This is a genomic window from Verrucomicrobiota bacterium (assembly GCA_016200005.1).
GTDB lineage: Bacteria > Verrucomicrobiota > Verrucomicrobiia > Limisphaerales > PALSA-1396 > PALSA-1396.
In genome coordinates this window covers 26,113-37,703 of the sequence record JACQFP010000065.1, presented here as the reverse complement: position 1 = coordinate 37,703, position 11,591 = coordinate 26,113, and the positions used below count along the sequence as shown (strand labels likewise).

The 11,591-nt window shown below is 58.0% G+C and carries 9 protein-coding genes; 1 reads left to right on the top strand and 8 read right to left on the bottom strand.

What is annotated here, in order from left to right:
- From HY298_22280 to HY298_22255, 6 genes are all read right to left on the bottom strand, one after another.
- Window positions 1-434: hypothetical protein (locus HY298_22280; GenBank protein MBI3852990.1), on the bottom strand; the 434-nt coding region annotated here is incomplete at its 3' end.
- A 475-nt stretch (window positions 435-909) separates the two neighbouring features.
- Window positions 910-1,470: a sigma-70 family RNA polymerase sigma factor gene (locus tag HY298_22275; protein MBI3852989.1), complete on the bottom strand. Its 561-nt coding sequence runs from the start codon at window positions 1,468-1,470 to the stop codon at window positions 910-912.
- Window positions 1,471-1,585: 115 nt separating this feature from the next.
- Window positions 1,586-4,786, bottom strand: coding sequence for a tetratricopeptide repeat protein (locus HY298_22270; GenBank protein ID MBI3852988.1), 3,201 nt, complete (start codon window positions 4,784-4,786; stop codon window positions 1,586-1,588).
- 132 nt (window positions 4,787-4,918) lie between these two features.
- Complete coding sequence (locus HY298_22265) at window positions 4,919-5,278, bottom strand: SDR family NAD(P)-dependent oxidoreductase (protein MBI3852987.1); 360 nt, start codon at window positions 5,276-5,278, stop codon at window positions 4,919-4,921.
- Between the two features lie 69 nt (window positions 5,279-5,347).
- Window positions 5,348-6,061, bottom strand: coding sequence for a histidine phosphatase family protein (locus HY298_22260; GenBank protein ID MBI3852986.1), 714 nt, complete (start codon window positions 6,059-6,061; stop codon window positions 5,348-5,350).
- A gap of 12 nt (window positions 6,062-6,073) precedes the next feature.
- Entirely contained in the window at window positions 6,074-6,835 is a 762-nt protein-coding gene (locus HY298_22255) for a glucose 1-dehydrogenase (protein MBI3852985.1), read from the bottom strand.
- A 278-nt stretch (window positions 6,836-7,113) separates the two neighbouring features.
- Here HY298_22255 and HY298_22250 point away from each other — a divergent pair, with 278 nt between their 5' ends.
- A complete protein-coding gene (locus HY298_22250) occupies window positions 7,114-9,516 on the top strand; it encodes a penicillin acylase family protein (protein MBI3852984.1) in 2,403 nt (800 codons plus the stop codon).
- A 164-nt stretch (window positions 9,517-9,680) separates the two neighbouring features.
- On the opposite strand, the gene HY298_22245 is transcribed toward HY298_22250, so the two are convergent.
- Window positions 9,681-10,115 carry a hypothetical protein gene (locus tag HY298_22245; GenBank protein ID MBI3852983.1) on the bottom strand — a complete coding sequence of 145 codons (435 nt, stop codon included), beginning with the start codon at window positions 10,113-10,115 and terminating at the stop codon, window positions 9,681-9,683.
- On the bottom strand, window positions 10,094-11,557 hold the full coding sequence (locus HY298_22240) for a hypothetical protein (GenBank protein ID MBI3852982.1): 1,464 nt from the start codon (window positions 11,555-11,557) through the stop codon (window positions 10,094-10,096). The genes HY298_22245 and HY298_22240 overlap by 22 nt, the downstream gene beginning before the upstream one ends.
- Between the last annotated feature and the right edge of the window lie 34 nt (window positions 11,558-11,591).

Sequence of the window (11,591 nt, the reverse complement as noted above, 5' to 3'; positions counted from 1 at the left end):
GTGCCATCGGTGTTGACGGCGAACACCGTGCCATTGCCCGAACTGCCGCCAATATACGCCGTCCCATATAGGGTGTTGCCCGATAAAACCAATCCGGCCCACGGATTAGCTCCGTCGCTGTTGGTAGAATTAGGGCCAGAGCGTGCCGTGAAACTATGCAGGTTCGTAAAACCCGTGCCATCGGTGTTGACGGCGAACACCGTGCCATTGCCCGAACTGCCGCCACTCAATGCCGTCCCATACAGGGTGTTGCCCGATAAATTGGTAATCAATCCGGCCCACGGCCCACCTCCGTCGCTGTTGGTGTAATAAGGATCAGCGGTTGCCGTGAAGCTATACAGGGTCGTGAAGGACTGCGCCGTCACGCGGCCCGCCGGTATCAAGTTGATTACGGCGATCAGCGCCGGAAGGAGGAATAGGTTTTTTGTTTTCATTTTAAGTTTTTCCAGTGTGTGGGCTGATTTGTCCATCCTCCGCAGTTCTGCTATGCAGGACGGGGCCACCGTTAACCAATGCGAGATTCCAAGAACGAAGGCGCAAACCAATTCAGAAGGCGGAAGGCTGAGGGCAGAGGACGGAAGGCGGAAGGCGGAAGGCGGAAGGCAGAGGTCAGAAGGCAGAGGTCAGAAGCCGGAAAGTGGGCATTTGCAGCTTTTGAACAGGAGCAAACAGAGGAAACAGAGGTTTCCTTTCGGATTGCTCTCCGTTCTCTCCGTTACCTCCTGTTCAACCTCAAAACGGCAGTTCAGATTGACCGCGAAATACGCAAACCACGCGAAAACAAAAGCCGGAACGCCTGATTTCTCGCACCGGCAATCTTCACCTTCCGAGTGCAGTAATGGTCTCTGACAACCCCTTGTTCTTTCGCGTGTTTCGCGTGTTTCGCGGTTTCTACTGCTTTTTCTAGGTTCAATGCTTTTGGCCTTTGAGTTCGCTAAAGAGCCAGGCCCGGGCATGGGCCCAGTAGTTGTCGGCGGTGCGCGCGGAGATGCCGAGGACCTCGGCCGCTTCCTCGAGGGTCAGACCGACGAAGTAACGCAGCTTGACCAATTCAGCTTCGAGCTTGCTCTGCGCGGCGAGTTTGTCGATCGCCTCGTTCACGGCCAGCAATTGGTCGTCGTCGCTCGCGGAGGCAAGCTCCGCCGGCTCAAACTCAACGCGCTGCTGTCCGCCCCCATGACGCAGCGCGCGCTTGCGGCGGGCGTTGTCAATGAGGATGCGGCGCATCGCCTCGGCAGCGGCGGCGAAGAAATGAGCGCGGTTTTCAAATTTCGGGTTTTCCTTGCCGACCAACCGCATCCAGGCTTCGTGAACCAGCGCCGTGGCCTGGAGAGTTTGACCGGCCGCTTCGTTCGCCATCCGGTGCGCCGCCAGTTTGCGCAACTCCTCATACACCAGCGGGAGCAGCTTGTCGGCGGCCTTCTCATCACCTTGCTCGATGGCGGTGAGGATTTGAGTCACGTCGCTCACGGCTGAGGTACTTAGCAGGGATTCCCGACGCGGACGATACAAATGGTGGAGCGATGGGATGCAAGACCTTACTCGGCAATCCTGGAGGTCCTGATAAAAAAGAACCTCCGCTCCGTTAGGGCTCCACCGTGATTGCCACTAGGAAAGGCGCTGGCCCTTTTTGATCTCCGATGAAATCTATGGTAGTCACAGTATCGTCCGGAGCGGGGTTCCCCCACGTGCTCTTGAACAAACGGATGGTGTTGCCCTGTCTTCGGCATTCGGCGTTTTCCCCCACCCATGCGATCGTGAACCTTTTGTCTTGCTCGTCCAGCTGCGTCCACCAGTCGCCCAGTGACTGGCCCATGACGATGGGAAGCTCGCTCTGCGTCCCAGAAGCGTAGTGGATGATGTACCTGCCGATCTTTGTTCCGTCTGGCGCACCACCGCCGTATATGGCCGCGTGCAGAAAGTGCAGCTTCTGGCAGGTGCGATGCACCAGAATATCCCGAACCTCGTTTGGGTATCTGTTATGGCCGTTAAAAGAGGCGCTGAGCTGGATTAGTCCGCGCACGTCAAACTGGACTCCAGCGAACATCTGGATGCCTCGGGGTAGCTCGGACAAGTCGTTTGACGCCGACCCGGATTCATGCCAGGAGGCCGTCAGCGTGGCATTGTATACCGAACCCAGGTCAATTAGATTTGTGCTGGCCGCTCGCTCTCGGGCAGGAATGCTTTGGGCTACTAAGGCGTGATCGAACTCGCCCAGCTTCTTCTCCCATTCGGTGGCTTGGTCGGGGCGCTGCGTTTCTTCGTAAAGTTGCACCAGATTATAAACGGTCCCATTCAGAGCAGCTTTCTCGTCAGCGGAAATTCGGTCCTGGCGCTCGCTCAGCCCCTGGTAGCTGGAGAGAAACAACTGCTCGGCTTCGGCGTATTTTTTCTGTTTCAGCAGGCAGCGGCCCAGGTCGCCCCTGGATTGCAATGCCTGCTCTCTGTGTTCATCGTACGTTAGCCGCTCGCGATACACGGCTTCGGCCTCCGCCAGCTTGCCCGCGCCCTCAAGCACTGGGGCTAGCGCGCCAAGTGCGCTGCTTACCCACGGGTGGTCATTGCCCATTATCTTTCGGCGGATCGCCAGCCCTTCCCGGGCGAGCCTTTCAGCCTCTGGGAACTTCTGTTCCTCGTGGAGCACCATGGCAAGCCTGAGGAGAGCCGTGGCCAGGTTTAGGTCTCCAGGGCCCGGACATCTCCGGCTAAGCTCGAGCGCCTCCCGGCCCAGGCTTTCAGCCTCCTCCAATTTCCGCTGGCTGCGCAGGTCACGGACCAAGCCGCCGAGCAAAGTGATCAAATCCGGGCCATTGTTGCCCGGCCGTTTCCTGAGTATTTTTATGGCCTCACGGTACGTCGCTTCGGCCTCGCCGAGCTTGCCTTGGGCTGCGAGACCATCGGCCAGGTCATAGAGGGGCCATATCAGATAAGGATCCTCCTCCCCCATTAGAATTTTATTAATCGCCAAGGCTCGGCGCAGCAGGATTTCACCCTCGGCAAACTTCGATTGGTCGCAAAGCGCTCTGCCCAGATCTTTTAGGGAGTCGGCAACCACTCGGTTCGTATCATCAAATCGCGACCGGTTGAGGCGCAGGGCCTCGCGGTGCATTTCCTCGGACCTGTGGAGGTCCCCCAGTTCCCAAAAAGTGGTCCCGAGAACACTCCGCAGTTCGGCTTCCACTTCCGGGTCGTCGCGTAGCTCTTTGCCCACGCGCTGAGCGGTCTGATCCAGAATTTCGCGCAGCATGGCTGTGTCACGGCCCAAGGAAACCTCCGGGCTAACGCTGCGGAGCATGTCCTTGAGGAATTGGGCTACTTGCCGGCTCTTCCTGGCTTCGGTCTGCGCTTTCCTCTCGTTGGCTTGCGCAGTTCGCTCTTTGGCTTGAGCCAACTCCCGCAAACGCTCCTGCTCCCGCTCAGCAGCGCTGGCACGCTGGCGCGCGGCCTTTTCCTGGACGAGCAGCGATATGGAAACCGCCAACCCAAGGAGCAGTGCCACGCCCACGGCGCCCGCAGCGGCGAAGCCGAACTTGTGACGCTGGACGGTCTTTTGAAACTCGTAGAGACGGCTAGGCGGGCGAGCCACGACTGGCTCGTTTTTCAAGTGGCGCTCGATGTCCATCGCCAGACCGTTGGCCGTTTCGTATCGGCGCGCGCGGTCTTTTTCCAACGCCTTCATCACGATCCAATCCAGGTCGCCACGGATCAGATGGACCAGTTTCGGAGCGTCGGTGTGGCGATGTTTGGCGGTGGTTGTCAGTTCACCTTCCAGCATCGTGCTGAGGCGGGTCGAGGGACGGGCCGGTTCCTGCTCGCCGATGGTGCGACGCATTTCGTCCAGGCCCGCGGCCAGCAGGTCCTGGGCGTCGAAAGGCGTCTTCCCCGTGAGCAATTCGTAGAGCAGCACGCCCAGGCTGTAGATGTCCGTCCGCGTATCAATATCCAGGCCGCTCATCCGGGCCTGCTCGGGACTCATGTAGGCGGGCGTCCCAATGAATTGCTCGAAAGCGGTGAACAAAGTCTTATCGGTCAGCCGCTGATCCGTCGTCGCCTTGGCGATGCCAAAATCGATGATCTTGGGCACGGGCAAACCGTCATGGTCCGCTACTAGGACGTTCGAGGGCTTGAGGTCGCGATGAATGATGCCCTTCTGATGCGCGTGCTGAACGGCTTGGGCAACCTTCATGAACAGGTCGAGCCTCGCCTCCGTGGAAAGATGGTTCTCGTCGCAGTAGTCGGTGATCTTGATGCCACGCACCAGCTCCATGACGAAGTATGGGCGGCCCGTGTCTGTCGCGCCGGCCTCCAGGACTTTGGCAATATTCGGATGATCCATCAGCGCCAGCGCCTGCCGTTCCGCCTCGAAGCGGGCGATGACCTGTTTGGTGTCCATGCCCAGCTTGATGACTTTGAGCGCCACCCGACGGCGGACCGGCTCCTCCTGCTCGGCCATATAGACCGCACCGCAGCCGCCTTCGCCGATTTGCTGGAGCAGCTTGTAGCGGCCGATATGGTCGCCAACCTTTTGCCCGGGCGCCGCAACATGCTGCGGAGGGTTTGGAGGAGCTAAAGCATTCGCCCGCCGCTGCGCTCCGGGCGCGGCGTCTTGAAGGAAAGCACCTGCTTCCTCGGTGGCCCGCAGGAGTTCCTCGACGCGTTGCCGCAATGCCGCATCGCCGGCGCAAGCTTCGTCCAGGTACGCGGCGCGCTCCCCGGCAGGCAATTGCCGGGCTGCACTAAAGACAGCCACCTCGCGATCAATTGGGTTACTCATTGAAAAAGCCATGCTCTACCCTTCAATGCGAAAAACCAGACCAAAAGGCGCACGGCGATATCGGAAGGCGCATCTTGGCGCTGCCTCCATAATTGGAGGTGAACGGTTCCGCTTGGGGGTCCGAGGCCGGAACCGGGTTTGCCGTTAAGACTCAGCGCGGACGCACAAGCATTTCTTCGACGATGACGTGCGTTGGAAGGTTGTTGTTGGAAGGTTGAAGCAGAACAGCGCGCAGCCCGCCATGTCTTCGGCACGCATCATCCTCGCGCGGGCGGCGGCGTCGGGGGGTTGCGGACGTTGGTTAAGCAGTGGCGTGTCAACGTCGCCAGGAAAAATGGCGCATGCGCGAATGCCATGCCCGCGTTCCTCCGCGTTGAGGCATTGCGTCAGGCCGGCCAGGCCAAACTTGCTCAACACGTAACCCGGCCCAGCCTTGGCGGACGCCAGTTTGCCCGCGTCGGAAACGATATTCGCCCGGTTGCGAAATCCGAAATGAATTTTCATGTTTTTTTGAGCCCCGCAGTTCAGAGCCTGTCTGAAATCACGACGCTGTTCAATCGAAGCGGATTTGCTTCAGATGAACGTCAATAAATCCCGGTTGGTCAGATGTGGGACCGCATTGAACGTCACCAGCGAAAACCGTCCGCGCGAAAACAGGAATTCAGTGTAAGCGGCATTGCGAACCACCCAGCTCAGCTCCAACGTCTTTTCGTCTTCGAGGTTCAGCGCAAATCCCATTGCGGCCGCCACGGGGCCGCCGGAGCTGAACGCTGCGACTTTCTTTTTGCTGCCTGCTGACTCAGTTATCTTGGCCAGCCCCCGATTGACCCGGCCACGAAACTCATGCCACGCCTCCAGATCAGGAAGACTCAATTCGCGACGCACCCACATCCGCGTCACCATTTGAAAGAGTCGCAAATAATCGCGCTGCGCGGTGTCGGAATCCTTGCGCAGCTTTTCCTTCATTTCGCGAATGGCAGGATCGCGTTGCATCAAATCGGGCAGCGAGCGGCTCAGAACGTCCTGGCCTGAATGTTCGTCCAGTTCCGGCAATCCAACCGGCTCAGGCCAGTTCAGTCCGCGCTCGCGATACACGGCGGCGACCGCCTCCAGTGATTGCTGGTGACGGCGGCGCGGACCAACATAGACACGATCGAAGATCAGATTCAAATCTGCCCAGTGAAGTCCCAATTGACGTGATTGCTCCACACCGCGCGTCGAGAGCTGATCGTAATCATCGCCATTAAACGAAGCCTGGCCATGCCGCACAAAAAATAGAAGGCTCATGGTTGCCCGCGCTTATTCGGCCACAATCCCACCATCCATCACCAACGAGTGGCCGGTGATGAAGGCAGCGGCATCCGAGAAAAGATAAATTACCGCCTGTGCAATTTCCTCCGCCGTGCCCAGTCGCTTGAGCGGAACCCGGTCGATCAATTTGGCTTCAAACTCCGGGTGGCTCTCCAACATGCGCGTTATCATTGGCGTCCGCGTATATGCGGGACAGACGGCGTTGACGCGAATCCCTACCTTCGCGTAGTCGATGGCCGCCGTCTTGGTCAAACCAATGACACCGTGTTTGGCGGCGGTGTAAGCCGCGTGCCCGGGAAAACCGGTGACGCCGGCGACTGACGACAAGTTCACAATGACGCCGCCCTTTTGTTTGGCCATCACTGGAAGCTCGTACTTCAGGCACAGAAAAACACCGGTCAAATCAATGTCGATCACCTGTCGCCACACTTCTTCCGGGTAATCAGCGGTGCGGGCGCGGACGCCGTCAATGCCAGCGTTGTTCAGCGCAAAGTCAAGCCGCCCGAACTTCTTGACGGTTTCGCTGACCATCGCTTCCACCTCCCCTGATTTGGTGACATCGGTTTTCGTAAAGATTGCCTGACCGCCGGAGTCAGAAATCATTTTGGCCGTTGCTTCCCCGGCTTCGACCGAGACGTCGGCGACTGTCACCCTTGCGCCTTCCTTGGCCAACGCCAATGCGGTCACCCTTCCGATGCCCGAGGCCCCGCCCGTCACCAGCGCCACCTTGTCCGCAAATTGTTGTGTCATAATTTTTGAATTGCGACGGAGCGTATCGAAATTACTTTCAAAGGCAATGCCGGAAAGATACTGGAGCATATCGGGTGGCAGCGCATCTCAGAGCGGAGAATCCGTTTGTTGTCCCGGCTTTAGCCGGCCATCATGACCAACGCACGCTAAAGCGTGGACACCAAACGGTAAATCCACTCGCCGTCACTTTTCCGTGAACGCTTTCTGTGATTGACGAAGTTTTTTAGGCTGGAAACTTCATGCCCACCCAATTCATCATCGGCCAACGAAAATCCCTTATGAAAAAAACTGCGAGATCATTTGTCGGGTTGCTCACCTGTGTCTGCTTGGGGCTTTGCTCCGTCTCAGCCATCGGTGCTTCCGATGACGTTGGCCTCGCGGGACTGGGCGACGGCGTAAAAGTTTATTTCGACAATCACAGCATCCCGCACATTTACGCGAAGTCGTGGTCCGACGCCGCGCGTGTGCTCGGCTATCTGCACGCCAGCGAACGCTTGTGGCAGATGGATTTGTTTCGTCGGCAAGGTTCGGGCACCGTGGCCGAAATTCTCGGCAAAGGCGCGCTCGAATCGGACATCATCGTCCGGCAACTGGGCATCCGGCGGGGTTGCGAGGCGGTGTGGAATTCCGACGAAGTGCCCGCCCAATTGCGTGCCGAGTTGCTCGCTTATGCTGAGGGAGTCAACGCGCGCATCGCCGAGCTGGGCGAGAAAGGCCTGCCCGCTCCGTTCAAAAAGCTTGGCTACAAGCCTGCGCCCTGGACGCCGGTGGACACGCTCGTCTTTTCCAAATACATGGGCTGGGACCAATCCGGCACGCTGGACGACCTCTGGTTCGGCTTGATGGTCGAAAAACTGGGCGTCACCGCGGCCGAAGAACTCTGGCCCATCGATCGACCCTATGAAGTGTCGGCAGTCAAAGTACAGGCCGACCGCCGCAAATATGCCGCCGCTTCCCTCACGCCTGTGCCGGGTGCCGCGCCGGCTTATACGGTGGCGTTACGACGTTATGCCAACGTCCGCTGGCTGGGGCGCGGCGGAAGTTTCGGCAGCAACAATTGGGCGGTGGACGGCACCAAGACCGCCTCCGGCAAGCCGATCCTTTGCAACGATCCACACCTTGGCTTCAGCCTGCCGATGATCTGGTACGCCTGCCACATTTCGGTCAACGGCGAGAACCTCGTCGGCGTCACGTTCCCCGGCGGGCCGGGCTTCGTCATCGGTCACAACGACGATCTCGGCTGGGGCTTCACCAACTTGCAGGCGGACGCCGTGGACATGTTTGTGGAAACCATCAACTCCGCCGATGCCATGCAATACAAACACCGCGGCGAATGGAAAAAAATCAACCGCACCAAAGAGCAAGTCGCGGTGCGTGGGGAATCACCACACACCTTGAACATCGACTCAACCGTTCATGGGCCAATCATCAGCCGTGAAGGGAGAACCATCGCCCTCCAATGGACCGGGCTCGGCCCAACGAAAGACTTCGTCGCCATCTGGCGCATCTCGCACGGGAAAAATCTCAAGCAGTTCCTCAACGCGCTCGATGACCTGACCGTCCCCGCGATGAACGTCATTTACGCCGACCGTGCGGGAAATATCGCCCTGCATCCGTGCGGTTCGTTGCCGCTGCGATTGCGCGGTCAGGGCCGCATCCCGATGGAGGGCGCGAGCGGCGACGATGACTGGGCGGGAATGATTCCGCGCAACGAATTGCCGCTGGCAATCAATCCAGCCGATCACTTCGTCGCCTCCGCCAACGCCCGGCCCACGCCGCTCGACTATCCGCATTATCTCGGCTGGATGTGGGACTGCAATTATCGCATCCGCCGCATCAACGACATGCTCACCGCCGCCAAGAAACTCACCGTCGAAACCATGAAGCCGATTCAATGCGACGCTTACGACAAGGCCGCCGAACGCTTCGTGCCGCTTCTGCTCGAGGAACTCAAGACGGCGAACTTCAATGACTCGTTGACGAAGCGCGCAGTGCAGGAACTTGAAAAGTGGAATTACGTTGCGAACACCAACGTCATCGGCCCGGCCATCTGGCTGCGCTGGTTTGAGGTTTATCGCGGTCAGGTCTGGAACGACGAATGGATGAGCCGCGGCATCGAGCAGCCCGGCGGCTCGTGGGGCTTCAGCGGCAGCAACCATCGCGAGCCGGAGCTTGAAGTCCTTGAATATCTGACCCGCGAGTTTCCGAGTTCAATCTGGTTCGACGACCGCGCCACGCCCGAACGCGAGACCCGCAAGGAAATCATGCAACGTTCGTTCGAAGCTGCGGTCGCGTCACTCAAGAAACAATTTGGCGACGATGTTGAAAAATGGCGCTGGGGCAACATCAACCAGTTGAAGATTGGCTCGCTGACCCGCCAACCTGAACTGAGCCGCGACGGCGGGCCGACGGTCGGCACCGAATTCACAGTCAACCCGGGAAGCAACGTTGGCACGATTGGCGGTGGCGCGTCGTGGCGGATGATTGTCGATTTCGGTCACCTCGATCAAAGCGTCGGCATTTATCCCGGCGGCCAGAGCGAGGACCCCGACAGTCCACTCTACAACGATTTGATGCGCCTCTGGGCCACCGGCCAATACGTCCCACTCAATATGCTGAGCGACGCAAAGAAGTTGCCGGCTCAGGCGAAGGTCAGAACCATGACCTTCCGTCGGCCTTGATATTCTTGATGAAAGTGAGTCTTCAAAATTGTAGCAGCGGACGTCAGTCCGCTCTGATTTATTGCATGCTCCAAAGGAAGTGAGCCGACTGACGTCGGCTGCTACGGAGAAAACGAAACAGCTTTGGAGGCCGAGTTTCTGCCACCGTGCCGACTGAACTCCCATCACTGCTGCTTCAAGCGATAGAACCGCATACCAAAAGCGACAGCATTCGTATCCGTCACCTGCGCATCGTAGCCATTGCCTGAAACATCGCTGCCTGGCAGCGGGAACCAACTGCCGGGATTGAAACCAGGCGAGTACTCCACTAAATACAGTTGACCCGAAAATGTGCGGAACTCGATCGCTGGGATCTGGTTCGTTAGTCTGACGGAATTGATCCTGAGTTTAGCCGTTATCGCCAGGCTGTGATTCCCTCCCGCAGCAATGGCCACGACGTTGCTCAATCCAGCAGGAACATTCGTCTGACCAAAAACGTTGTCACCCCATCCAACCACTTTGCCATCGCTTTTCAGCGCCAAGTTGTGGCCGTAGTTGGCCCCGCTAGCTCCTCCCGCAGCAATGGCTACTATGTTACTTAAACCAGCAGGTGAAAATATCCTGCCGCAATGGCCACGACGTTACTCACACCGACACGCACATTTGTTTGTCCTAAAGTATTGTCTCCCCAACTTACAACAGTGCCGTTGCTGGTAAGCGCCAAGACGTGGGCGAATCCGGCAGCAATAGCCACCGCGTTGCTCAAACCTGCTGGCACGTTCGTTTGACCGAAAGTGTTCCATCCCCAAGCGAACACCGCGCCGTCACTCAATAGCGCCACGCTGTTGCTTGCGCTAGCGGCAATGGCCAGCACCTTGCTCAACCCGGTAGGCACGGTTGCTTGACCTACAGCGTTTGCTCCCCACGCTACCACTCCACCGTCCCCCTTCAGCTCCAAGACATGATACGATCCCGCTGCGATACCGACGATTTCGCTCCAGGCATCGGAACCCGTCTTTTGACCGTAGGTGTTGTCTCCCCATCCGACTACCCTGCCATCGCTTGTGAGCGCCAAACTGTGAAGCAACCCCCCGGCAATACTCACCACGTTACTCAACCCTGGAGGCACATTGGTCTCGCCCTCGTTGTTTCTTCCCCAGCAAACGACGGTACCGTCGCTTTTGAGCGCTAAACTATGACTGTGGCCTGCGGCAATGCTCACCACATTGCTCAACCCCGCGGGCACATTCGTTTGACCGTTGGGATTGTTTCCCCATCCGATGACCGTGCCATCGCTCTGAAGCGCTAGGCTGTGCGAATTTCCCGCCGCAATTGCAATCACGTTGCTTAAGCCGGGAGGCGCTGTCGCTTGACCGTAAGTGTCAAATCCCCAACCAACCACCGTGCCGTCACTCTTGAGCGCAAGGGTGTGATTCACTCTCGATGCAATGGCTACCACATTGGTTACCCCGGGAGGAATAGTCGTCTGAATGGATCCCGGGAGTCCCCATGTGACCACTGTACCGTCGCTCTTGAGTGCAACACCGAAACTGACTCCTGCAGCAACGGCCACGACGTTGCTCAATCCCGGCGGCACATTCGTTTGATTTTGGTTGTTTCTTCCCCAGGCTATCACCGTGCCGTCGCTTTTGAGCGCTACACTGTGATATTGTCCTCCGTCAACAGCCACGACGTTGCTTAACCCTGTGGGCACAATGGCTGGACCGTAGTTGTTGAAGTTTTGTCCCCAACCGATAACCGTGCCGTCACTTTTCACTGCTAGATTGTGGGTAAATCCTGCTCCGATGTTGGTAAATATCGTCCGGGGCTCAACATACTGCATAATTACATCACCCCACTCCACCACTTGGCCAGGAGGCGAACTTGCCAGAATAGTTGACGCACAGATGACTTGGCTGCTAAGAGTCGCCACCAGCAATCGTTGCAGGAAGAGATGCGGGACCATTCGTCTTATGAGTTCATTTAGCGTGAACATCGTACTCGCCTTTCCCTCTTTCATTTTTTCTACCGGCTGAGTCTGCCACTTTTTCCAAAGATTCACAAGGCAAACTTCGTTCTTGGGCGGATTGGGGAGC